General features: G+C 69.6%; 22 protein-coding genes and 2 pseudogenes. 11 read left to right on the top strand and 13 right to left on the bottom strand.

What is annotated here, in order from left to right; all coding sequences use genetic code 11:
- The first annotated feature begins 390 nt into the window (after nt 1-390).
- Both SY26_RS13330 and SY26_RS13325 read left to right on the top strand, forming a co-directional pair.
- Entirely contained in the window at nt 391-834 is a 444-nt protein-coding gene (locus tag SY26_RS13330) for a hypothetical protein (RefSeq protein ID WP_046000929.1), read from the top strand.
- A gap of 24 nt (nt 835-858) precedes the next feature.
- Nucleotides 859-1383 (top strand): annotated as a pseudogene (locus SY26_RS13325) (Hint domain-containing protein); the annotation flags it as partial.
- A 6-nt stretch (nt 1384-1389) separates the two neighbouring features.
- On the opposite strand, the gene SY26_RS13320 reads toward SY26_RS13325, so the two are convergent.
- The 9 genes from SY26_RS13320 to SY26_RS13280 form a co-directional block, all read right to left on the bottom strand.
- Nucleotides 1390-2298 carry an esterase family protein gene (locus tag SY26_RS13320; protein WP_046000927.1) on the bottom strand — a complete coding sequence of 303 codons (909 nt, stop codon included), beginning with the start codon at nt 2296-2298 and terminating at the stop codon, nt 1390-1392.
- A 9-nt stretch (nt 2299-2307) separates the two neighbouring features.
- Complete coding sequence (locus tag SY26_RS13315) at nt 2308-3534, bottom strand: hypothetical protein (RefSeq protein ID WP_046000926.1); 1227 nt, start codon at nt 3532-3534, stop codon at nt 2308-2310.
- Between the two features lie 27 nt (nt 3535-3561).
- Nucleotides 3562-4269 carry a hypothetical protein gene (locus tag SY26_RS13310; protein ID WP_139597654.1) on the bottom strand — a complete coding sequence of 236 codons (708 nt, stop codon included), beginning with the start codon at nt 4267-4269 and terminating at the stop codon, nt 3562-3564.
- The gene (locus SY26_RS13305) at nt 4266-5588 is read right to left on the bottom strand and encodes a DUF3131 domain-containing protein (protein ID WP_046000924.1); all 1323 of its coding nucleotides are present in this window, start codon (nt 5586-5588) and stop codon (nt 4266-4268) included. The genes SY26_RS13310 and SY26_RS13305 overlap by 4 nt, the downstream gene beginning before the upstream one ends.
- On the bottom strand, nt 5588-7405 hold the full coding sequence (locus tag SY26_RS13300; RefSeq protein WP_046000923.1) for a glycosyltransferase: 1818 nt from the start codon (nt 7403-7405) through the stop codon (nt 5588-5590). Before SY26_RS13300 ends, SY26_RS13305 begins: the two co-directional genes overlap by 1 nt.
- Nucleotides 7402-8547 carry an acyltransferase gene (locus SY26_RS13295; protein ID WP_046001150.1) on the bottom strand — a complete coding sequence of 382 codons (1146 nt, stop codon included), beginning with the start codon at nt 8545-8547 and terminating at the stop codon, nt 7402-7404. Before SY26_RS13295 ends, SY26_RS13300 begins: the two co-directional genes overlap by 4 nt.
- Nucleotides 8544-10154 carry a DUF3131 domain-containing protein gene (locus SY26_RS13290; protein ID WP_084693863.1) on the bottom strand — a complete coding sequence of 537 codons (1611 nt, stop codon included), beginning with the start codon at nt 10152-10154 and terminating at the stop codon, nt 8544-8546. Before SY26_RS13290 ends, SY26_RS13295 begins: the two co-directional genes overlap by 4 nt.
- Entirely contained in the window at nt 10154-10555 is a 402-nt protein-coding gene (locus SY26_RS13285) for an STAS domain-containing protein (RefSeq protein ID WP_232303346.1), read from the bottom strand. The genes SY26_RS13290 and SY26_RS13285 overlap by 1 nt, the downstream gene beginning before the upstream one ends.
- Before the next feature lie 130 nt (nt 10556-10685).
- Nucleotides 10686-11297 carry a response regulator transcription factor gene (locus tag SY26_RS13280; RefSeq protein WP_046000922.1) on the bottom strand — a complete coding sequence of 204 codons (612 nt, stop codon included), beginning with the start codon at nt 11295-11297 and terminating at the stop codon, nt 10686-10688.
- Between the two features lie 235 nt (nt 11298-11532).
- Between SY26_RS13280 and SY26_RS13275 the strand changes: the two genes are divergently transcribed.
- Both SY26_RS13275 and SY26_RS13270 read left to right on the top strand, forming a co-directional pair.
- Complete coding sequence (locus SY26_RS13275; RefSeq protein WP_046000921.1) at nt 11533-12030, top strand: hypothetical protein; 498 nt, start codon at nt 11533-11535, stop codon at nt 12028-12030.
- Complete coding sequence (locus SY26_RS13270; RefSeq protein ID WP_052715284.1) at nt 12027-14507, top strand: ATP-binding protein; 2481 nt, start codon at nt 12027-12029, stop codon at nt 14505-14507. The genes SY26_RS13275 and SY26_RS13270 overlap by 4 nt, the downstream gene beginning before the upstream one ends.
- Nucleotides 14508-14567: 60 nt before the next feature.
- On the opposite strand, the gene SY26_RS20585 is transcribed toward SY26_RS13270, so the two are convergent.
- On the bottom strand, nt 14568-14789 hold the full coding sequence (locus tag SY26_RS20585) for a hypothetical protein (RefSeq protein ID WP_084693853.1): 222 nt from the start codon (nt 14787-14789) through the stop codon (nt 14568-14570).
- A gap of 36 nt (nt 14790-14825) precedes the next feature.
- On the opposite strand from SY26_RS20585, the pseudogene SY26_RS22060 reads away from it, so the two are divergent.
- From SY26_RS22060 to cynS, 4 genes and pseudogenes are all read left to right on the top strand, one after another.
- Nucleotides 14826-15014, top strand: a pseudogene (locus SY26_RS22060) (ATP-binding cassette domain-containing protein); the annotation flags it as partial.
- 124 nt (nt 15015-15138) lie between these two features.
- A complete protein-coding gene (locus SY26_RS22055) occupies nt 15139-15594 on the top strand; it encodes a hypothetical protein (RefSeq protein WP_255352886.1) in 456 nt (151 codons plus the stop codon).
- The gene (locus SY26_RS13260; RefSeq protein ID WP_046000920.1) at nt 15591-16055 is read left to right on the top strand and encodes a nuclear transport factor 2 family protein; all 465 of its coding nucleotides are present in this window, start codon (nt 15591-15593) and stop codon (nt 16053-16055) included. The genes SY26_RS22055 and SY26_RS13260 overlap by 4 nt, the downstream gene beginning before the upstream one ends.
- A 64-nt stretch (nt 16056-16119) precedes the next feature.
- Complete coding sequence (gene cynS, locus SY26_RS13255) at nt 16120-16539, top strand: cyanase (protein ID WP_232303345.1); 420 nt, start codon at nt 16120-16122, stop codon at nt 16537-16539.
- Nucleotides 16540-16611: 72 nt separating this feature from the next.
- On the opposite strand, the gene SY26_RS13250 is transcribed toward cynS, so the two are convergent.
- The 3 genes from SY26_RS13250 to SY26_RS13240 form a co-directional block, all read right to left on the bottom strand.
- Nucleotides 16612-16947, bottom strand: coding sequence for a hypothetical protein (locus SY26_RS13250; protein ID WP_198143169.1), 336 nt, complete (start codon nt 16945-16947; stop codon nt 16612-16614).
- Between the two features lie 86 nt (nt 16948-17033).
- Entirely contained in the window at nt 17034-18263 is a 1230-nt protein-coding gene (locus tag SY26_RS13245; protein ID WP_052715283.1) for a HAMP domain-containing sensor histidine kinase, read from the bottom strand.
- Entirely contained in the window at nt 18260-18913 is a 654-nt protein-coding gene (locus SY26_RS13240; protein ID WP_046000918.1) for a response regulator transcription factor, read from the bottom strand. Before SY26_RS13240 ends, SY26_RS13245 begins: the two co-directional genes overlap by 4 nt.
- 158 nt (nt 18914-19071) lie before the next feature.
- Between SY26_RS13240 and SY26_RS19985 the strand changes: the two genes are divergently transcribed.
- Genes SY26_RS19985 through SY26_RS13225 form a run of 3 tightly spaced genes read left to right on the top strand, consistent with a single transcriptional unit; the run spans nt 19072 to nt 21826 of the window.
- The gene (locus SY26_RS19985) at nt 19072-19680 is read left to right on the top strand and encodes a thermostable hemolysin (RefSeq protein WP_052715282.1); all 609 of its coding nucleotides are present in this window, start codon (nt 19072-19074) and stop codon (nt 19678-19680) included.
- Entirely contained in the window at nt 19677-21059 is a 1383-nt protein-coding gene (locus tag SY26_RS13230) for an AMP-binding protein (RefSeq protein ID WP_052715281.1), read from the top strand. Before SY26_RS19985 ends, SY26_RS13230 begins: the two co-directional genes overlap by 4 nt.
- Nucleotides 21056-21826, top strand: coding sequence for an SDR family oxidoreductase (locus SY26_RS13225; RefSeq protein WP_046000917.1), 771 nt, complete (start codon nt 21056-21058; stop codon nt 21824-21826). Before SY26_RS13230 ends, SY26_RS13225 begins: the two co-directional genes overlap by 4 nt.
- The last annotated feature ends 3 nt before the right edge of the window (nt 21827-21829 follow it).

Here is a 21829-nt window from a genome sequence, read left to right as displayed (position 1 = left end):
AGTGCCCGGTCCGATCGGACTGGGCACAGTCGTGAGTGGCCCTTGACCGTCGGGTGATGCGGCTGGGACGCCCGCCCAAAACCGCTTCCGACATTCGCACGGCGATCCGGGAGGATGACGCGGGGGCATGAATCGGGCCATGCAGCCATCAGGTGCGCCGAACCGACGCGGGTCCGGATGCATCCCCCAGACCGGCCGCGCCCGATCACTCCGGCATTCCGGCTCCCGGCGCGGCCCGCGCCGGACTTCTGGCACACGATGGCAGGACCGCCCGGCGTTAACGCCCGGTCAACCACGACCGGCAAAAAAGGCCTGCGTCGCGCGGGATGTTAACCTTGCAGAACATGCAAATCCCTAAGGGTCGGGAAAACCCTACAGAAGGACATTCCCGTGATCACGTTCAGCATTCGGGGCGATCAGCTGATCGTCGATCCCGCCGTCGGCACCAACTCCTCGCAAGGCACGGCCACGGTGCAATGGGGGCGCCAGATGTGGGCCAAGGACCACCGGATCGAGATCACGGCCATCGACGACACGGGGACCGAGCTGACCGGCAGAAGCGGCATCACCGGGATGAAGGTCTTTGACGGGTCGGGCCGGCAGGTGGCGGAATACCGGCCCATGAACCCCGGCCAGACCGCCAATATCCAGGGCGACCTGTCGGGGCTGGGGGATCACTATGCCCGGATCAACACCTCGGTCATGCAGCCCGCGGCGGGGTCGCCCTGGATCGGGCCGATCATGATCACGAACGGCGACAACTCCTTTGCCACGCTGCCGCAGACGTTCCAGGTCGGCAACGGCGCCTATGACATCGCACCCGCCCCGCAGTGACAGGCAGCGGCGCCCTGTTTCGGACCGGACGTGCAGGTCGACGTCGCCCGCGCAGGCGTGATCGCGGTTCGCGATGTCCGCGCGGGCGACGCGATCATGACGGCCGACGGACGCCAGCCGGTGCTGTGGACGGGCGCGCGGCACTGTTCCGGGCAGACCCCCCAGGATTGCCCCGTCGACCTGAACGGAGAGCTGTTCTCTCCGCTGCACCGGATCCTGTGGCGTGGGCGTTGGGCCAAGGCCAGACACCTGGCCGAGGCCGGGCGCGCCGTGGCGCGGCCCGATCATGGGCCCATCGACTATCACCACATCCTGCTGCCGGTGCATTCGGTCATCCTGACCGCGCGCAACCGGGTCGAAAGCCTGCTGATGACACCCTATTCCCTCGACCTGTGGAAGGACGCCCCAGCCCTGCGCAGTCATGCAAGCGCATCGACGCGGTTGCGCTATGAGGAATGGCGGCGGGGCGATCTGCTGCGCCACGAACGGCGCACAGGCGGATCGGGTGACGCGCGGCAGGATCACGACGCCCACGTGCCGGCGCATTAGGCGCACCTATTCGCCATAGCCGCGCGACAGCACGGCATCGACATGCAGCAGCGCGTCCTCCAGCATGCTTCGCCATGCGGGCCAGTCATGGCCCGCTTCGATCACGCGGAAACGGTGGCGGATGCCCGCATCGCGCAGGGCGATGTGCAGCTGGGCCGTGCCCTCGAAGAAGCTGTCATCCGACCCGGTCTGGACATGGATCGACGGGATGCGAGCCAGCCGGGCCGCATCCGCCGACGCGGCCATCGCTGCGGGCCGGACCGCGGCCCACCGGTCGGTCAGCCGCGCCGCACCTTCAAGATCCGGGCCCAGCAGGGTCGCGAAACGGTCGGCATAGTCACCCGGCGACAAGGCCAGCAGCTGTTCGTCCGTGCGCAACGCCGGGCTGAGGGCGGCGGCCCCGGCGAACAGGTCGGGATGCTCTAGCCGATAGACCAGCGCGGCGAACCCGCCCATCGAAATGCCCATGACCGCCCGCCGTCCGGGCAGCACCGGGTGACGGGCCTCGATCCCCGGCATCGCGTCGTCCAGAAAGGCGGTCTGCCACCGGGCGGCCCCGTCCGCATCGTCCAGGAAATAGCTGGCCGGCCCGTCATCCGGCCGCCGACCGTCGGGCGCGACCGCGATCAGGGGCCTGATCCGCCCCTGGGCGATCAGCCGGTCCAGCACCTGGTCGATCCCCGCCAGGGTGAACCAGTCCGACGGCTGCCCCGTCCCGCCGCCATGCAGCAGGTACAGCACCGGATAGGCACGCGTGCCCCCCTCGCTGCCCGGCGGCAGGTAGATGTCGTAGGACAGCGCACGCCCCAGGACGGGGCTGAAGACCGTCTCTCCCATCCGGACCTCGGCCCGCGACACGGTGGGCGGGGCGATAGCCATCAGCAGGGTCAGCAGGACAAGGCGGATGCGGGTCATCGGGCTCTCTCAGAAGGACAGATCGTAGGTCAGCGACAGGGTGCCGTCGCGCAGCCCGGTGCCGGGCCCGTCGCCCCGGTTCCAGGGAAACCGGTTGGCGGCGTAATTGCCATAGCCGACGCGCAGGCGGTCGGTCACCTTCCAGGTCGCGCTATAGGTGTAATCAGGGGCCCACGGCCGTTGCACCCCCGACGCATAGGCATGGGCCGAAACGCCCAAGGACAGCCGCTCGGTCAGCCTGAGGCCACAGGACAGGACCAGCGCATCGCGGGTCGGATCGGGCAGCGTGACGCGCATCCGGCAATCGGCCCCCCGTCCCGCAGGCAGGGGGATGCGCGGCAGGGTCAGTTCGGCCCGCAGCCTGCCGTCCAGCAGACCGCTCCAGGACCCGTCCATGCGGATGGGCCTGCTGGCATAGCTGAGCGACAGGCGGTCCGTCGCGCGAAAGGTCAGGGCATAGCTCAGGTCGGGGTTCCGCCCTGCCCCGCCGCGTCCGGTCACACCCAAGTTCAGCGTCACACGATCCGACAGCCGTGCGACGCATCCCAGGGTGACGCGCGCCGGCCCCAGGCCGCCTTCGCCCTGCGTTGACAGCGCAACCCCCGCGGTCACGGCGCAGGTCGTCCGCGGCCTTTGGGCCTGGTCGAACACTGGCGGCAGGCGGAGCGGTGCCGTGCAGGCGGTGCCGCGACACGGCATGAACGCGCCGGGGAACATGGTCAGCCGATACCCGTCCCGCGCCAGCGGCGGCGCCGGATGGTCACGGTGACGGCGGGCGGGTGCCGCAGGTCGGGGCGCGATGGCATCGACCACGGGAACCGTGGCGCGGGGTTGCGACCCCGAACCGGCCAGCACCCACAGCGCCAGATGGCGGGCAAGCGTCTCGCCATCCGCGGTGTCGGGCACCGTCGGGCGGGGGCTGCCCGTGGCCGGGATGCGGGTCACCAGACGCGTGCCCGACCAGATGCGGCAGGCCTCGCCGCGAATGCAGTCCATGCGCAGCGGTCGCGCCTGCGCATCGCCGTCGGGCATCACCACCGCCGACCCGTCAGGATACAGCCGATAGCGCCAGCCGCCCAACCGGCCTGCCTGCGCGCGCGACCAGGTCAGGGCGTTGGGCGTGTCCGCAAGTACCTCGACCGCGCCCGGGACGGCCGGATCATCGGTGCGCAGGATCTGGGGGCCGGGCCAGGCCAGCGCGGCGCCCGGCCCCCAGATCGCCAGCAACGTGGCCATCAGGACAGGTCCCAACCCCCGCATCGCTCAGCCCCCGCAGCGCATGGCCAGCAGCGCCAGGATCGCGTGCGGCACATCCGCATCCGACCCCGGCCCCAGCGCGGCCCGCAGCGCCGCCCGGCTGCGCGCACCCAGGACGCCGTCATCCGGGCCGGGGTCCTGCCCGGCAGCCAGCAGCATCCGCTGCACCGTCTGCGCCGGCGTGTCGCCGAACAGCGCCGGGTCGGGCATGCATTGCGCCACCGCGCGGCGCGGTGCCTGCCCCGCCGCCGTGGCCAGCGCTGCGGCGGGGGGCAGAGACCGCCCGCGATCCGGCACGTCATTTGACAGACCGGTCGGAAAGGCCGGGGCGGCGCGCCGCAGATCGGCCGCGGTCACGTCCTGTCCCATCAGGCAGCGCCCCAAGGCATCGGCGATGCGATCGGCGCCCGCATCGGGCACGCCGGTCGCCGTGGTCCGGCAGGTCGCGGCGGCGCACTCGATCCGGACCTGCCATCGCGGTGCGCCGGGGTCGTCGGACAGGACCGCCGTGCCGTCACCGAAGATCCGATAGGTCAGCCCATCCACACGACCCTGCTGCCACAGGCCGGGAAACCGCGCGGTCGGCACATCCACGCTGACCTGTCGCGCGTCCATCGCGCCCGGCAGAGGACGGTCCAGCGCCGCCCCGACGCAGGGCGCCGCTGCCACGCAGCCGGGCCAGGCCATCGCAAGGATCAGCAGGACCACCCTCATGGCGCACCCCGCAGCAGCGGACCTGCGGCCTTGAAGGCCAGCGCCGCCAGGACCAGGGCGTTCGTGTTCGCCGTGATCGAGGCGTTGGTGGTGCCGTCGACCTCGTAGATGCCCTCGGGCCAACCGCGCCGGGGGTCGGCGGTGGGGACTACGGCCTCGACCAACTGTGCGGTGTAGGGGGTGCCGTAGAGCGCGTCCCAGCCGAAGGCGGCCTTGGTCGCCAAGGTGCGGCGGCTGTCGATCCGATCGCCCTGGAATGTCAGGACGGACCATGGCGCGCCCCCGCCCCAGACGGTCGAATAGGCAAAGAACGGCGCCTCATCCAGATGCGTCTCGGTCACCGCGGTCAGATGGCCGGTTTGGTCATGGCGGGCCTGCTGAGCCAGATAGACCGCGGACGCGATGCGCGACGAGCGTGCGTCAAAGCCGAATTCCAGCCCGTCGAACAGATAGGGTTCGCTGACGACGAAGGCCGGGATGCGGCCACGATGCAGGCGCGTGTCGACGGGAATGTCCTGCCCCATCACGGGCTGGATTATGGCGCTGTCGGCGGGATCATAGGCGCGCACCATGTCGAACCCGGACAGCATCATCGCCTTGGCGGCATATTGTTCATAGCCCAGGCGCCCCTCCTGGTTCTCGCGGACCTCCGCGTCCACGACGCTGGCACCATAAAGCTGTCCGTCGCGGACCATCCGGTCCAGCCGCCAGTCATCGGTTGCGGCCGCGATGGCCGGGGCCATGTCGGGATGGGCCGCGCGCGCGATGGCCAGGGCCGCCATCAGCCGCGCCACGTCCAGCGCCGACCAGCCCAGACCCAGATCGGTGGGTCGATTGGCGTAATCGACCATCTTCAGCGACCGCGTGTCATAGGCCTTGTTGGGCAGGCTGTCCTGGAACAGCGGCAGGCGGTCCAGGCTGGTCAGGATGGCGGCCAGCCGATCCTTTGCCTCGGTGGCATCGATCAGCGACAGACGCTCGGCCGCGACGATCGCCACGATCAGGGACCCCGTCTCCCACATGGTGGTCGAGGGATAGCCGTCCACCGAATGCACCAGCCCGGTGTTCGGATCGGTGTTGTTCCTGAAATACGTCCAAGCGTTGGCGGCATGGTCCAGGTCAGCGGCGCTGGAAGCACCGCGGATGGCCAGCGGCAGCGGCGTCGCGGCCTCGATCGCGGCCAGGGGCGTGACCGGGGCCTGCCCCGCGGCCGAAGGTCCGGCCTGCTCCAGCCAGGTCACGACCATCAGGCCGCCGATGACCCCCAGGATGAAGACGATATGGCCGCGCGCGCGGACCAGGTTCTGACGAAGGCGCATCAGGGTTCCTCGGGGGTCGATGGGTCGGGTTGCCGCAGCGCGGCGCGGATGATGCCCGACATGGCGATGCAGTTGTTCAGGCCCCACAGGGCGTTTGTCACGACCCCGGTCGCCGTGTGCCCGGTATCCAGGGCCCACAGCGCCAGCGTGGCCCAAGCCACGCCCGCCACCGTCAGCGCCACGACCGCGATCTGCGGGCGGACCAGATGCAGGAAGCGGCCCGCCTGGCGGCCCTTGGGCGTGACACGGAACGCGATGCGCCGGCCGCGCAGCACGGTCCACAGCGCGCTGAGCCCGATGGGGAACGACGCCAGGTAGCTGGCCTTGGCCGACTGGCCCGCGATCCCCCAGGTGCCCACCATCATCGCCAGTTCCAGCGACAGGATGAACGGCACCACATGCAGGAAGAACTGCGACGAATAGGCCGCCACGGGCGAGATGCCGGTGAACAGATAGGCGGTGGGCGCGAACAGGAACACGACGTTCCACAGAGCTCCCAGATAGGAATAGAAGGTCGCCCCGTACATCAGGCGCTGGCGCAGGGTCAGGCCGCGCCGGAACAGCGGATTGTCGTTGACCAGGATGTCCAGGCTGCCGCCCGCATACTTGAACCGCTGGATGGTCCAGCCGATCAGGTCCTGGGGCGACAGCATCCGTGTCTCGACGAAGGGGTGCAGCAGCGATGTCCAGCCGCGGTCGCGGTCGGCATGCAGCACGATCGAGGTATAGATGTCCTCGGACACGTGAAAGCGGTAGGGGCTGAGGATCTCGGTGCCGACCGCCTGGGTGCGGATCGCGTCCAGAAGATCGGGGGCCACGCCGCGTTCCCGCGTTTCCAGCGTGATCTCCTCGATCACGCGGCGTTCGACCTTGGCCCCGAAGGCGCGCAGCGCGGCCTCCATCACCGCCTCGCGCCGGTGGATCGACCCCGCGCCGCAGCAGAAGGCTGCGTTGGCGTGGTTCCGGCGGCGCTGGATCACGTCGTAGAACATCTGCGGATCGTTGGCCAAGGGATCGCGCCCGATGCGGCATTCGCCGACGATCCGCTCGACCGCGCGCCCTGCCCGTCCGGCCCGTGCGCCCCATCGGGCCTGCAGGACCTGGGACAGACGGCGCCCTTCGGGCAGGTCATAGAACCATTGCGGCGTCTGCACCCAAGCCAGGCTCGGGTCGCGGAAATGGCCCAGGGTGCGGGCCAGGCACGTCGGGAACGGCCGCGTGTCCGCATCGCAGATCAGCAGGAAGTCGCCCGAGGTCTGCTCCATCGCGTTGCGCAGGTTGCCGGCCTTGAACCCCTCGTTCGTGGCGCGGGTGATGTAGCTTACCCCCTCCTGCCGCGCGACCTCGGCCATGGCGGGGCGGCGGCCGTCGTCCAGCACGTGGATGCGGATGTCGATCGGATGGGGATAGGCGATGGCTTTGGCGTCGATCAGGCCAAGCCGGACCAGCTCCGGATCCTCGTCATAGGTGGCAAAGAACACGTCGACGGTGATCGGCAGCGACGGGTCCGGTGACGCGGGATCGACCTCGCCCCGCGTCGCGGGTGCGTCGGGGCAGGTCACCGGCTGATCGCGCCACAGGTTGGCGACGAACAGGATCAGGCCCAGATAGGCCAGCGTTTCGGCCAAGGCCAGCAGGGCCGCGAACCAAAGCGCGTCGGGGTTCAGCGAGGAGGACCAGCGCCAGGCGATGTACCACCCGCCGATCACCAGCGTGACGACCGCCAGAAACTGCCACAGCGCCTCGCGCAGCGGATTGTAAGGCAGAGGTTCGGGCGGCCTGCGATCCTCGAAGGCGCTGTAATACGGGATGCTCATGCCGGGACCGCTCCGGGCTGCGGGCGCGCCTTGCGGGCGGCCCAGGGGGTGGGGCCAAGGCCGATGGTCCAGGCGACGGCGGGCAGACGGCCGATCGCCACGGCCAGCCCGAAGGCCACCGGCAGCACCACCGCGAACCGCGTCACGACCAGCAGGGCGGGCGACAGCGCCAGGTCCGTCTTGATCAGCGCGATGTCGAAAAGGTCGATGACCGCGGGGTGGACAAGATAGACGCCGAACGTATAGCGCGCCATGACCGACCAGCGGGGCGACCAGTCGCTGTACTGGCTGCCCAGAAAGGCGCAGAAGACCAGCAGCGGCATCAGGAAGTGGCCGTAGTAATCCCAGCCCGCCCGCACCGGAAAACTGCCCGTCAGCAGGGCGCCGCCATAAAAGGGCAGCGTCGCCAGATAGGCCAGCAGGACCAGATACAGCGCGCCGCGCCGGATCAGGCGGCTTTCTCCGCGCGGCAGGCCGTCCTTCCACAGCGAATAGAGACCGAAGGCCGCCAGGCCATAGCCGACATAACCGCAGACCTTGGTGACCCGTACCAGATAGTCGCGCGTCAGCGGCGCCAGGTCGATCGCATAGAGAAACCCCTGCGCATGGTTCATCGCGCCCAGGGTCGCGACCAGCAGCACCCCCAGCATCGGATAGCGCATGGCCAGCCGCATCACCGGATAGAACAGGAAGATCGCGAATAGCGTGGGCAGAAAATGCATGTGGTACTGAGCCTTGCCCAACAGCAGATAGGCGACCCAGGTCTTGATCTGGGACAACTGCGCCAGATATTGCGGGGCATAGCCGAAGGCCTCGGCCTTGATCAGGCGGAACAGCGCATAGAACAGCGTCCAGACCGCAAAGGGCACCAGCAGCCTGTGCGCCTGGGTCGCGATCGCGTCGCGATAGCGCGGCCTGTGGCGGTCGATTCGCAGTGCCATCAGGAACAGCGAGAACAGGAAGAACATCTCGGACCCCGAGAACTCTCCGATGGAGCGCAGCAGGACGGGCACCGCGCGTTCCGCCACGTCGGCATCGGGGAACGGGCGACCCGCGAAATCGGTGGTGCTGTGAATCAGCACCACGCCCGCGGCGGCGCAGACGCGGTTCGCGTCGAACCACAGCATGCGGCCCGTGGTCATGGCTGCACCGCGGCGGTGCGGCACTGACGCGGCAGCACGTCGCGCGGTTCGGGCCTGGCCGTGACCTGCGGGCCGGTGGTGCAATCGGTCGCGGCGATGCCGTCCTCGCCCTCGACCGGGCGGCACAGGATGAAATCCGCGGCGGCGATGGTCGGGACCGGCGGCGGCAGATCTCCGCAGGTGCAGCAGGGAACCTCGCGCAGCATCGGCTCGGGCAGGCACTTGTTCGCGCGGATGTCGGTCTGGGAATAGGCCATGTCCCAGACCGTCGTGTTCGGATTGGCGAACTGCAGGATCGGCCCCTGCACCTTGTAGAGTAGCGCGGCCAGGATGATGCCGTTGTTGTTCGCGGTCTGCAGCGGGATGACGCCGTTGCCGTTCTCGTACAGGCCTTCGAAAAATCCGCCTTCGGCCTCGGACAGGTCGGCCACGGTGTCGAACAGCAGCTGGGTGTAGGGCACGTCCCACAGCGCCCACATGCCAAGCGCGGCCTTGGCGGATACCGCCGCCCGGTCGGGCTGATAGACGTCGCTGGGGTCCAGTGTGTTCCAGGCATAGCCGTCGGCGAAGATCGCGTCATAGACGAAATAGGGCTGCCCCTCGACCTGGTGTTCCGACCGCGCGGTGATGATGCCGGTGCTTTCGAACCGCCGCTGCTGTACCAGGAAGATCCGGTGCGCGAATTCCGCCCGCCAGCCCTGCGACGCGACGCCGGGGCCCGCGGGGTCTGCCGCGGGCATGTCCCATCCCATCTCCAGCCCGTCCAGCAGATAGCTTTCGGTCAGGACATAGTTCTGGTTGTGAAAGACCCGCGGATCGCGGCCGTCATAGGGAATGTCGATGTCGTGGATCGTGGTATAGGCCAGCGGCGCGGGCTCCAGCGCGCCCGCCACGTCGAACCCCCAAAGGGCAAAGCCCTTGGCCGCGTATTCCTCGTATCCCAGGCGGCCTTCCTGGACATAGCGGGTGTCGCCGTCGCCCGACACGACAGACCCGAACAGCCGCCCGTCATCCTTGACGATGTTGCAGAAGTTCCAGCGCAGCGGCACGTTGTCGACGCCGTTGGCCAGATAGGGATAGCGTTCGCGCAGGATGCGCAGCCAGACCAGCATGCGGCCCATATCCAGGACCGAGAACCCGACCTCTCCGGGTTCGTTGGCATAGTTCACCTTCTGCCCGGTCTTGGTGTTGTAGACCTTGTTCGGCGCCTCTCCGCGATACAGGTCCAGATTGCGCAGCGTGGCGATCAGCAGCGTGGCCCGGCGGTCGAAGTCGCGCTTGTCGATGATGCCCAGCTCGTATGCCGCGACCAGGGCGCTGACATAGGACGCGGTGTCCCACAGTGTCGTCGACGGATAGCTGCCCACCGCGTTGACCAGCCCCGTCTCGGGCTGGAACCCGGCCTCGAAATAGCTCCAGGCGGCGCGGGCCATCGCCATCTCGCGCTCTGTCAGGGGGCCGTGGCGGCCGAAGGGGGGCGCGGGCCGCTCTGCCTGCTGGCCGGCCAGCGGCTGCAGCGCCTGCGGCAGCGGGCCGTCCTGGGCCGCGGCCTGGAACGGCAGCAGCAGCGCCAGCAGCGGCACCGCGATGCGCAGGGACCGGGTCATCACGACCGCCCCCGCAATGCCGCCGATGCCGCGGCGCAATCGGCGAAGACCGGAAAGACCTTGTCCATGCGGGTGATGCGGAACATGCCCGCGACGCTGCCCGACAGGCCGCACAGCACGATCTCTCCGCGCATGCCCAGGCGCTTGAGCACGCCCACAAATGCGCTGATGGCGGTGCTGTCTATGAAATCGACGGCGGCAAGGTCGACGACCAGCCGATCCTCGCCTTGGTCGATCAGGTCATAGACCTGGTCGCGAAAGGCGGTGGCGTTCGTCGCGGTCAGGCGCCCGGTCCGCAGGCGGATCTCGCAGCTGCGGCCCGCTGCGGGGCGGGTGATGCGGAACATGCCGCGGTCGGCGGCCATGGGGTGGTCGGGATGATCGATCGTCAAGTCACGCATGTGCGGCCCCGTCTCTGGTAAGGATGGCATGGGAAGTCCTGCGACCGGCACCGACAGGTGCGGCCCGGACAGGACCGGACAGCCCGCCTGCGGCGGGGTCGTCCGGCAACGGATCGTTCGTCAGGTCAGATCAGGTGATCATCTTGCGGTCGCGGGCGATCATCGCGGCCTGGGTGCGGTTCCTGGCGTCCAGCTTGCGGCACAGGGTCTTGACGTGCAGCTTGACCGTGACCTCCTGCAGGCCCAGCAGCCGCCCGATATCCTTGTTCGACCGCCCCTCGGTCAGGCCGCGCAGGACCTGGGTCTCGCGTGCGGTCAATTCGCCCGCGGGGGCGTGGTCGTCCTGTTCCAGATAGCCGTAGGGCACGAAGATCTCTCCGGACGCGATGAAGGTCACGGCCGCAGCCAGCGACCGCGCGTTCATCGTCTTGGGCAGAAAGCCCCGCGCCCCCGCCGCCATCGCGTCCCGCGCCACGCTGCGCGAGGCGGTCCCCGACAGGATCGCGACGGGGCGCGGATCCATCAGGCCGCGGATCACGGCCAGTCCCGCCAGCCCGTCCATCCCCGGCATGTCGTAATCCAGCAGCGCCAGATCAAAGGGAACGTCCCCCGCCTGCGCGATCGCCCGTTCCGCGCCGGCGACATCGCCGACCTCGACGACCTGGGCGTCGATCTGCGCGCCCAGATACAGGACCAGGGTCTCTCGGATCAGGTCATGGTCATCAGCCAGTAAAATTTTCACGACTTCACCTCTTACGCGGCAAGCCAGACATGCTAGCCTGTGTTGCCGGGGTCCGTGATACCCGATGATCGGAGGTCTTCGATCCGCCCGTATCCGCATGGCCCGCCCGTCTGTGCCAAAGGATACTACCGGACTATCCGTTCGTATAGCGTCCGATACGAATGATGTCGTGCGTGTCTGTGTCGTCCATGCGACATTTCCGACCATGATCGCCAGACTGCATCGGGATACCCTCATGGTTCGCACATTCCTTCACGGCACCCTTCTGTCCGCCGCCCTTGCCCTGGCCGGGCCGGCTCTGGCACAGGAGGCGGCCCTTCTCAGCGTCGACGGTCCGGACGGGTCGCGCAGCTATGACCTGCCGGCGCTGCAGGCCCTGGGCGAGGTGCAGATCCGCACCTCGACCGTCTGGACCGAAGGGGTGCACGGATTCACCGGCGTCCCGCTGGCCCGCATCCTGGCGGATGCCGGCATCGCCACCGGCCCCGGCAGCACAGGAGAGGTGTCGGCGACCGCGATCAACGACTATGCCATCAGCATACCCCTGGCCGAGATCGGCCCGGACGTGCCCCTGGTGGCCTATCTGTTGGACGACCACGAGATGTCGGTTCGCGACAAGGGACCGCTGTGGATCGTCTATCCCTATGACGCCGACCGGCAGTACCAGACCGAGGTGATCTACTCCCGCAGCATCTGGCAGCTCAACCGTCTCAGCACCGCCCCGGTGCCATGAGCGCCATCCGCACCCGGCTGCAGGTCGCGGTGGCCGTCCTGACGGTCTCGATCGCCGTGTGCGGGTTCGTGGTCTGGGTCGTTAGCGCCGATGCGCGGCGCCAGATCGACCAGCTTGCCACCGCGAATTCAGACAGCATCCAGTGGTCGCTGGCCCAGTCAGAGGTCGAGCTGCTGGCCTTGCTGGTCGCGGTCGGCGACGCCCGTGCGCGGCCCGGCGACCCAGCGATGCTGGCCGAGGTCAGGACGCGGTTCGACATCCTCTATTCCCGCATGCGGACGCTGACGACCGGACGCGTGTTCCAGACCCTGCGTCAGGACGACCCCGCCCGCCGCAGGCTGGACCAGACAGAGGCCGCGCTGGACGCCATCGTGCCGCTGATCGACGGGTCCGACGACCGGCTGCGCGACGCGCTGCCCACGCTGCAGGCCCGGGTCGCGGCCCTGCGCCCGGTGGTGCGGTCCGCGTCGCTGGAGGGTGTGCGGCTGTTCTCGGGGCAGTCCGACCGCCAGCGCGAACAGGTGTCCGCGGCCATGCACGACCTGGCCCTGCTTGTCGGGATGATGGTCGTGGCGGTGACGCTAGTGGTCGCGGCGCTGGCGGTCATGGCGGACCGCGCGCGGCGCCAGGCGGCACGGATCGCCACGACGCATGCACGGCTGCGCACGGTCATCGCCACATCCCACGACGCCATCGTCGTGGCCGACACCGATGGCCGCATCCTGGATTTCAACGAATCCGCGCAGCGTATCTATGGCTATGGCGCGGAAGAGGCATTGGGCGCCGACATGCTGACCCTGATCGTCCCCGAGGCCGCCCGCGCCGAGGTGCGGGGGTTCCTGGCCGACATCTCCACACCGGCCACCGATCCGGGCCGTCCGGTCCGGGCGACGGCGATGCGCAAGTCCGGCGAGATCTTTCCCATCGAGGTCACCGTCGCCCGCGCGCCCAGCGAACGCGGGCCGGTCATGATCGCCTTCGTGCGCGACGTCACCCGCCAGGTGCAGGAGGCTGACGAGTTGATCCGCGCCCGCGACCGCGCCGTCGCCGGAGAGCGTGCCAAGGACGAGATGCTGACCGTCATGAGCCACGAGATGCGGACCCCCCTGAACGGCCTGCTGGGCACGCTGGACCTGCTGTCCGCCACCCCGCTGAACCCGCAGCAGCGCCGCTATGCCGAGGTCATGGCCCAATCGGGCGCCCTGCTGCTGGGGCATGTCAACTCGGTCCTGGACATCGCGCGGGCCGATGCGGGGGCCATGCGCCTGGAGCAGGTCGCCTTCGACCCGCACAGGCTGGTGCTGGACCTTCTGGAGGCGCTGCAGGCGCGGGCGCGGCAACGCGGGAACACGCTGTCGGCGCAGATGATCGGGGACGCGGCCTGCCCTGTCCTGGGCGATCCGGCGCGCCTGACGCAGATCCTGATGAACCTGATCGGCAATGCCATCAAGTTCACCGAAGGCGGCCGCATCACCGTCACCATCGACCGGCGACAGCGCGGTCTGGTCGAATTCCGCGTGCATGACACCGGCATCGGCATCGCCCCCGAGGATCATGCACGCATCTTCCAGGAGTTCGTGACCCTCGACCCGTCGTTCCGCCGCACGGTCGAGGGGACGGGCCTGGGCCTTGGCATCGTGCGCCGCCTGACCCGGCTGATGGACGGCGACATCCGCGTGGAGAGCGCGATCGGACAGGGCGCCTGCTTCATCCTGACGGTGCCGCTGGCCGACCAGCCGCTGCCGCCCCCGGTGACGACCCCCACCCGCCCTGCGCCCCCCGCGCCCGGTCCCCGGCGCCGCGTGCTGGTTGTCGAGGACAACGAGGTCAACCGAATGGTCGTCCGCGACATGCTGCATGCCCGCAACTGCGACATCGTCGAGGCCGTGGACGGGCAACAGGGCGTGGATGCCGCGCTGGCGCAGCGATTCGACCTGATCTTCATGGACATCAGCATGCCCCGCATGGACGGCATTACCGCCGCGACGCGGATCCGCGCGCAAGGCCCGAACGTCGCTACGCCGATCATCGCCCTGACGGCCCATGCCCGGCCCGCGGATCAGGACCGGTTCCAGGCGGCGGGCATGTCGGCCACGCTGACAAAGCCGCTGTCATTCCAGGCCCTGGACCCACTGCTGGATCGCATCGCGACCATGCACGGCGCGTCCCCGGCAAGGGACGCCGCCCAGCGCCATCTGGCCGGCAACATCGGGGCGGAGAATGCCGACAGGATGCTGAACCGCATTTTGTCTGAGTTCCACGACGGGCTGGCCCGGCTGGATGACCTGACGGCCGATCCGGCGACCCTGTCGGACGCGGCGCATCTGGCCCATCGGATGGCCGGGTCCGTGGCGCTGCTGGGCCTGTCCGAATTGCGCGATGCCCTGAGCGACCTTGAGAGCGGGCTGACGGCCGGCACGCTTGCGCGGCCGGGCATCCTGAACCGGCTGGCGGCCATCGGCGCCATGTCCCCGTGATGCTGCTGCCCGCCCCGGGGTTCGTTGGGGCCCCACCGGACCCTGGGTCATCGCGTGCCGTCAGGACCGCCGCGTCGCCCCTTGGCTTGGCTGGTCGGGACCGCGGGGGGGTGCACACTCGGCCTCCAGCACGCCGTACTTGGCCAGCCGCGAATACAGCGTCGTGGCCGCAACGCCCAGCAGGGCCGCGGCGCCGTCGCGGCCCGACACCATGCCGCCCGCCTCGCGCATGGCGTTCAGCACGGTGTCGCGGGCCAGGATGCGCATCTGGGCATCCGTCATCACCGCCCCGCCAGGATAGACAGGGGCGCATTCGTGATGATCCTGGGCCATTCGGGCTGCGGAAAATCGACGATCACGAACATCCTGGCAGGCTTGGCGCAAACCACCTCCGGCGTCGTGACCATGGACGGGGCCGAGATTTCTGGCCCCAGCCTGGACCGCGGCGTGGTCTTCCAGAACTACGCGTTGCTGCCGTGGCTGACCGCGCTTGGCAATGTCCGCTTCGGGGTGCGCGCCCGCCATTCCCACTGGACGCGCGCACAGGTCGATGAGGTCGCGACCCGGTACCTGTCGATGGTCGGGCTGAGCGCAGGCGATCCACCGAAAGCCCAGCCAGCTGTCGGGCGGGATGCGCCAGCGCGTGTCCATCGCCCGCGCCTTTGCCAACTACCCCAAGCTGCTGCTCTTGGACGAGCCGTTCGGCGCGCTGGACGCGCTGACCCGCGGCACCATCCAGGACGAGCTGCTGAAGATCTGGGGCGGCACCAACCAGACCGTTTTCATGATCACCCATGACATCGACAAGGCGATCCTGCTGGCCGACCGCATCCTGCTGATGACGAACGGACCCTTTGCGCGGGTGGCGGAATCGGTTCGGATCATCATCCCGCGGCCACGCGCGCGCACCGACATCGTCGATCACCCGAACTACTATCCGATCCGCAACCACCTGGTGCAGTTCCTGGGCAGGCGGTCCGCGGAACTGGCGGGACAGGCCTCGGGCGGGGCGGAGCAACACCCCGATCCGGTGCGCATCGACCTGACCGAACCGGTCCCGGCGCATCTGCGGGCCATCGCCGAATGACCCGCCCGCCGGTGCCGCCCTTCTCGCGCGAAGACGCGATCCACAAGGTCCGCATGGCCGAGGACGCGTGGAACGGCCGCGATCCGGCCCGCGTCGCAATGGTCTATACGCCCGACACCGTCTGGCGGAACCGGTCCGACTTCCTGCACGGCCGCGACCAGGTGCAGGCGTTCTTGGCCCGCAAGTGGCAGGCCAAACAGGACTATCGCCTGATCAAGGCGTTGTGGTGCCACGCCCCCGACCGCATCGCGGTGCGGTTCTGCTATGAATGGCACGATGCCGAAGGCCGGTGGTTCCGGTCCAACGGCAACGAGAACTGGCAGTTCGACGCGGACGGCCTGATGACCGCACGCCACGCCTCGATCAACGACGTCGCCATCGGCGATGCCGACCGCCTGTTCCGCTGGCCGCAAGGGCCGCGCCCTGCCGATCATCCTGGCCTGACTGACCTGGGCCTGTAACCCCCTTCACCCCAAGGAGATGACCATGAAAAACTAGGTTGCCCACACCCTGACCCGCGAGAACGTGACCGCCCTGATCCTCTTTGCCAGAAAGGCCCAGGGCCTGTCTTGGGAGGGGATCGCCCAGCGCATCAGCATGTCGCCGGTCTTTAGGCATTCGGCCTGCATGGGCATGAACGCCATTCCCTTCGACAAGGCGCAGGCACTGGTCACAGCGCTGGCCTGCCCGCCGATGCGGCCGACCTGCTGTCCGCCCACCAAGATCTGGAGCCAGGCGGTGCCGACGGACCCCTGCCTCTATCGCCTGTACGAGATCGTGGGCGTCTATGGCCCCACCATCAAGGCGCTGATCGAGGAGGAGTTCGGCACCGGCATCATGTCCGCCATCGACTTCGAGATGTCCGTGACCCGAGAGACCAACCCCAAAGGCGACCGCGTCAAGCGGGAGATGTCGGGCAAGTATCTGGCCTATAACGCCTGGTGACGGCCGCGGCCTAGGAACCGGGAACTTTGGGACGCCCCGGACGGGGCCGCGGGCCCACTGCGGCGCCGTCCCTCAGTCCTGGTCCCGGGGCGTGTTGCCGATGGGGAACATGTCCTCGCCGTAATGGTGCAGCTTGACGTGATGGGTGCGGCACAGCCAGCGCACGGCCAGCGGCTGGTCATAGTGGTCGTGATGGGCATCCACCGTCTCTGCGCCGCAGACCTCGCAGGGCCGCTTTTGCAGCTGCCCCGAGGCCAGCGCCCGCTGCACCGCCAGATGGGCACTGTATTTCAGCAGGTTGGCGCGGCGCCAGTTGGTCTGCCTCGTGTCGCTTTTCAGTGTAGGGGGCATGGGGCCCGCGGGATCGGGGGTCACCGACCCCTGATCGTCCTCATCCTGCTGTTGCACTGTCTGTCCCTGATCCATCGGGCCAGCATATGCCCGACCCGCGCAAAAGACAAAAGGTCGCTTGATGCGCATCGCCGGGTGCGGCGTCAGGCATCCGCCCCCGGCCCCGGCCCGAAATCCAGCGTGACGCGGGCGCGCGTGTCGGTCATCGCATAGCGCACCGCAATCCCGTGAGCCGCGGCCATGCGCGTCACGATGGCCAGGCCCAGCCCGGCACCCTGCGACCCCGCGCCCTTGTCGAAGGTCGCATGGCGAAAGGCCGCGCCCGGCCCGACCGCATTGCTGACCGTCAACGCCGGCCCCGCAGAAATCAGCACCCGCAGGTCCCCCGTCCCGTGGTCGACCGCGTTGCGCAGCAGGTTGCGCAGGATCAGCGCCAGCGCGTCCGGATCGACGGCCACCGGGGCCTGCGTCATCTCTCCGTCGTCGAACATCACCGGCTGGCCGATGTCGTCGATGACCATCCGCGCCACGCGGATCAGGTCGCACGGGCCCGCGCCCATCGCCCCCGCCTCGGCCCGCGACAGCTGCAGCAGGCGTTCGACCAGGTGGCCCATGCGGGACAGCGCGCCCGCCAGCCGCCCCGCCGCCGCGTCGTCGGCCAGCCCCGCCGCGATCAGCTGCGCCTGGCCGGACGCGGCGGCGATGGGCGTGCGCAACTCGTGCGCGGCATTGGTGGCGAACTGGCGTTCCGCATCGATCCGGGCGCGGATCGTGTCCAGATAGCCGTTCAGCGCCTGCGGGATCGGGTCCAGTTCGATCGGCAGGTCCGGGGTCGCGACGGGGGACAGATCCTGGGCCGACCGCCGGCGCAATTCGTCCGCGAAGCGCGTCGCGGGCCGCAGCGCAGACCCGACCGCCCCGCGGATCGCCAAGGGTGCGGCCAGCAGGACCGGCAGCATCAGCCCCACCAGCCAGGTCAGGCTTTCGCGCAGTTCGTCGCGGCGCCAGGCGGTTGTGTGGCCGACCTCGACGACCAGATCGCCCGCCGGATCGGCCAGGCGGAACACCCGCCAGCCGGGCAGGTCCTGGCCGCCATCGGCGGTGACCGGCGCCCAGGGCGCGTCGGTCACCGCCACGCCTTCGTCAATGATGCGGATCGCGCTGTCGCCCGGGGCCAGTGTCCCGACCTGACCCGCGCCACGGTACAGCGACAGCGACAGGCGGGCCGATGCCTCCAGACTGTCATCCATCAGCTCGGACATCTCGTGAGAGATCACCGTCGCGGCCAGCGCCACTCCCGCCAGCCACGCGGCGCAGGCCCCCAGCACGACCCGGCGCACCAGCCTGCCGCGCAGGGACCAGGGCCGCGTCACGGGATCAGGTATCCCAGGCCGCGCCGCGTCTGGATCGCATCGGCCCCCAGCTTGCCCCGCAGCCGCGAGACATAGACTTCGACCGCGTTCCCCTCGATGGCGTCGTCGAAGGCATAGAGGCGATCCTCCAGCGCCTGCTTGGACAGCACCCTGCCCCGCGCGGACAGCAGTGCGTCGAACAGCGCCCATTCGCGCGAGGTCAGGCGGATCTCGGTCTCGTCCTTGAACAGGCGGGCTCCGGCGCGGTCCACCCGCAGCCCGCCAAGCCGGCTTTCCGTCGCCGGATCGCCCGATGCGCGGCGGGCATTGGCGCGCAGACGCGCCTCGATCTCGGCCAGGTCATAGGGTTTGACGACGTAATCGTCCGCGCCCGCATCCAGCCCGGCGATGCGTTCGGTGATCTGGTCGCGCGCGGTGGCGATGATCACCGGCACGCGGTTGCCGCGATGGCGCTGTTCGCGCAGCAGCACCAGCCCGGACCCGTCCGGCAGCGCCAGGTCCAGCAAGATCGCGTCAAAGCCCGCAACCTCCAAGGCCGCGCGCGCGGTGTCCAGGTCCGGCGCATGATCGACCGCATGACCCTGCGCCCGCAAGTACCGGACCAGCGCATCGGCGATATCGGCCTCGTCTTCGATCAGCAGCACACGCATCCAATTTCCCTTCGTTCCGCCAAGACATGGCGGGACGGGGGAGCCGGATCAACGGAAAAGAACGCATCACGGAGTCGTGATGATGGCTTCCCTGTCTGTAAGCCTGCTGCAAGCTTTGCCCGTCAGATCAGGGGCACGAACCACGCAAAGGCCCCACCATGCATGCACTGCGCCACCTGTCCGACCACGCCATGCACATGCAGATCCTGCAGCCCCTGGACCCCGGCTGGCAGGCCGCGGCCCTGATGATCGAAGGCCATTTCCATGACGCCTTTGACGCCCGCATGACCCTGCCCGCGGTCCCCCTGGCGGTGGCTCGGTCGGCCTCGGGCGCGGTGCTGGGGGCGGCGGGCCTGCGCGATGCGGCGGCGGGGTTCTTTTCACAGGTCTATCTGGACCGGCCGGTGGCGCAGCTGCTGTCCGAACGCAGCGGCCGTACGGTTCACGACGCCGACATCCTGGAGGTCGTGTCGATGGCCTGCCCCCGCCCCATCGCCACCCTGCCCCTGATCGAGGCCATCGCCGCCGAGGGCCGCCTGCAGGGCAAAAGCTGGGGCCTGTTCACCGCCACCGCCGCGCTGGTCGCGATGCTGCGGCGGACCGGCGTGCCGCTGCTGGCGCTGGCACCTGCGCGGGCCGAATGCCTGCCGGATGCGGCCTGCTGGGGCCGCTATTACGACACCGACCCCTGGGTCTGCGCGCTGGCCGAACGGTCCGAACCGCTGCGCTTCATGCCCCGCCCCCTCAGCAAGGTAGCCGCCCGATGACACCGATCTTCGACGCCCTCGCCCGCCATGCCCGCCAGCGTCCCGGTGCCACCGCCTTTCGCGACGGCGAACGCCACATCACCTGGGCAGGTCTTGCCCAGGCCGTCGGTCGCGCCGCCGCGGGCTTTGCCGACGGCCCCCGCACGGTGGGCCTGCGCCTTGCCGGGCTGGACTATGTCATCGCCGATCTGGCCGCGACCCTGGCCGGGTGCCGCGTGGTGCCGGTGCCGGGCTTCTTCTCGGCCGGGCAGGTGGGTCACCTGCTGGCCGATTCCGGCGCCGTGCTGATCGACCGCCTGCCGCGATCGGACGCGTCGATGCCACTGGCCTATGCCGGGGTAGCGGACCGGGTGATCTATACCTCCGGGACGACGGGACGGCCCAAGGGGGTCGTGCTGGGTGACCGCCAGCTGACCGCCCAGACCGGCGCGCTGGCGGCGGCGATCGCGGCCGACCCGCGCGACCGCTATCTGTCTGTCCTGCCGCTGTCGCAGCTGCTGGAGCAGATCTGCGGCATCTTCGTGCCGGTGCTGATTGGCGCCGAAACCGTCATCGCGGCCGAGGGCGCGGCCTGCCTGTTCACCGGCGACGGCACCGCCCTGGCGCGCGCGGCCGCCGCCTGCCACCCGACCGTGACCGTGCTGGCCCCGCGCCAGCTGACGCTGTGGGTCGCGGCCCTGCGGCAGGGCGCCCGTGCGCCGGACACCCTGCGTTATATCGCGGTCGGGGGTGCGCCGGTCTCCCCGGTCCTTCTGGCCGAGGCCCGCGCCTTGGGCCTGCCCGTGGCCGAGGGCTATGGCCTGTCCGAGGCGTCATCGGTCGTGGCCATGACGCCCGCAGGCGGCACCGCGATGCTGCCCCTGGACGGTGTGGACCTGCGCATCGAGGACGGAGAGATCGTGGTCGACGGCCCCGCCGTGATGTCGGGCTATCTGGGCCATGCGCCCCATCGCGGACCGTGGCGGACCGGCGATCTGGGCCAGCTGACGAATGGGCGGCTGACGGTGCTGGGTCGGCGCGACGCGATGATCCTGCGCGCCTCGGGGCGCAACATCGCCCCCGAATGGGTCGAGGCCGCGGCCCTGGCCGATCCGGCCATCCCCGCCGCCGCCCTGATCCTGACCGGGGACGACCGGCTGATGCTGGTCCTGGCCGCCACGGGCAGCCCCGACATGGCGGCGCTGACGGCGCGGCTGGCCGCCCTGCCCGACTATGCCCGCCCCGACACGCTGGTCTTTGCCGACCCGCGCGAGGCCGGGCTGATCCGCGCCTCGGGCACTGCCGACCGGCAGGTGGCCGCGCGCATCGCCCGCTGTCCGGGGGCGCTGCTGGTGCCGCTGCTCGGTCCCGCGGCGACCGGGGCGGAGGTGGCGGCATGAGGGTCCTGATCACCGGCGCCGGGTCGGGCATCGGCCGGGCGCTGGCCATCCAGGCCGACCGCCAGGGCCACGGCGTGATCCTGGTCGGCCGCCGCGCAGGCCCTCTGGAGCAGACCGCGGCGGGACTGCGCGATGCGGTGGTCCTGCCCGCGGATATCACCACTCCAGACGGGCGTGCCAGCATCACGCAGGCGGTGGCCGAAACCGGGCTGGACATCCTGATCAACAATGCGGGCATGGTGCCCTCGGGCACCGCCGACACCGCCGACGACGCGCAGATCGCGGCCACGCTGGCGCTGAACCTGGCCGCGCCCATGGCGCTGACCCGCGACCTCCTGGGCGCGCTGACGGCCAGCCGGGGGCAGGTCGTGAACGTGGGTTCGGTCTTCGGCGATATCGGGTTTCCGTATTTTGCGCTCTATTCCGCGTCCAAGTTCGCGCTGCGGGGCTGGTCGGACGCGTTGCGGCGCGAGCTGGCCCCGCGCGGCATCGCCGTCACCTATCTGGCGCCGCGCGCCACCCGGACCGATGCGACGCAGGGCTTTGACGCGCTGATCGGGCCGATGGCGATGACCCTGGACAGCCCGGACGCGGTCGCGGCCCATGCCTGGCGCGCCATTACCGCGCGCCGGCGCGAACAGATGCCCGCCTCGCGCGAGCGGTTGTTCGTGGCCCTGCAACGCCTGCGCCCCGGCCTGATCGACCGGGTGCTGATGCGCCTGGCCCGCGACCCGGCGGTCATCGCCGCCGCGACCCTTCCCAAGTGATGA

The organism is Paracoccus sp. 228, assembly GCF_000967825.1.
In the GTDB taxonomy this organism is placed as follows: Bacteria; Pseudomonadota; Alphaproteobacteria; order Rhodobacterales; family Rhodobacteraceae; genus Paracoccus; species Paracoccus marcusii.
This window is presented reverse-complemented; position numbering and strand designations above follow the sequence as displayed.

Excerpts from the sequence above, each read along its gene's own strand:
- SY26_RS13305 (WP_046000924.1), bottom strand. The coding sequence starts at position 5,588 with ATGCGCCTTCGTCAGAACCTGGTCCGCGCGCGCGGCCATATCGTCTTC.
- SY26_RS13310 (WP_139597654.1), bottom strand. The coding sequence starts at position 4,269 with ATGAGGGTGGTCCTGCTGATCCTTGCGATGGCCTGGCCCGGCTGCGTG.
- SY26_RS13230 (WP_052715281.1), top strand. The coding sequence starts at position 19,677 with ATGACACCGATCTTCGACGCCCTCGCCCGCCATGCCCGCCAGCGTCCC.
- SY26_RS22055 (WP_255352886.1), top strand. The coding sequence starts at position 15,139 with ATGCGCCAGCGCGTGTCCATCGCCCGCGCCTTTGCCAACTACCCCAAG.
- SY26_RS19985 (WP_052715282.1), top strand. The coding sequence starts at position 19,072 with ATGCATGCACTGCGCCACCTGTCCGACCACGCCATGCACATGCAGATC.
- SY26_RS13225 (WP_046000917.1), top strand. The coding sequence starts at position 21,056 with ATGAGGGTCCTGATCACCGGCGCCGGGTCGGGCATCGGCCGGGCGCTG.
- SY26_RS13295 (WP_046001150.1), bottom strand. The coding sequence starts at position 8,547 with ATGACCACGGGCCGCATGCTGTGGTTCGACGCGAACCGCGTCTGCGCC.
- SY26_RS13315 (WP_046000926.1), bottom strand. The coding sequence starts at position 3,534 with ATGGCCACGTTGCTGGCGATCTGGGGGCCGGGCGCCGCGCTGGCCTGG.
- SY26_RS13300 (WP_046000923.1), bottom strand. The coding sequence starts at position 7,405 with ATGAGCATCCCGTATTACAGCGCCTTCGAGGATCGCAGGCCGCCCGAA.
- SY26_RS13275 (WP_046000921.1), top strand. The coding sequence starts at position 11,533 with ATGGTTCGCACATTCCTTCACGGCACCCTTCTGTCCGCCGCCCTTGCC.
- SY26_RS20585 (WP_084693853.1), bottom strand. The coding sequence starts at position 14,789 with ATGACGGATGCCCAGATGCGCATCCTGGCCCGCGACACCGTGCTGAAC.
- SY26_RS13290 (WP_084693863.1), bottom strand. The coding sequence starts at position 10,154 with ATGACCCGGTCCCTGCGCATCGCGGTGCCGCTGCTGGCGCTGCTGCTG.
- SY26_RS13285 (WP_232303346.1), bottom strand. The coding sequence starts at position 10,555 with ATGCGTGACTTGACGATCGATCATCCCGACCACCCCATGGCCGCCGAC.
- SY26_RS13270 (WP_052715284.1), top strand. The coding sequence starts at position 12,027 with ATGAGCGCCATCCGCACCCGGCTGCAGGTCGCGGTGGCCGTCCTGACG.
- SY26_RS13260 (WP_046000920.1), top strand. The coding sequence starts at position 15,591 with ATGACCCGCCCGCCGGTGCCGCCCTTCTCGCGCGAAGACGCGATCCAC.
- SY26_RS13240 (WP_046000918.1), bottom strand. The coding sequence starts at position 18,913 with ATGCGTGTGCTGCTGATCGAAGACGAGGCCGATATCGCCGATGCGCTG.
- SY26_RS13320 (WP_046000927.1), bottom strand. The coding sequence starts at position 2,298 with ATGACCCGCATCCGCCTTGTCCTGCTGACCCTGCTGATGGCTATCGCC.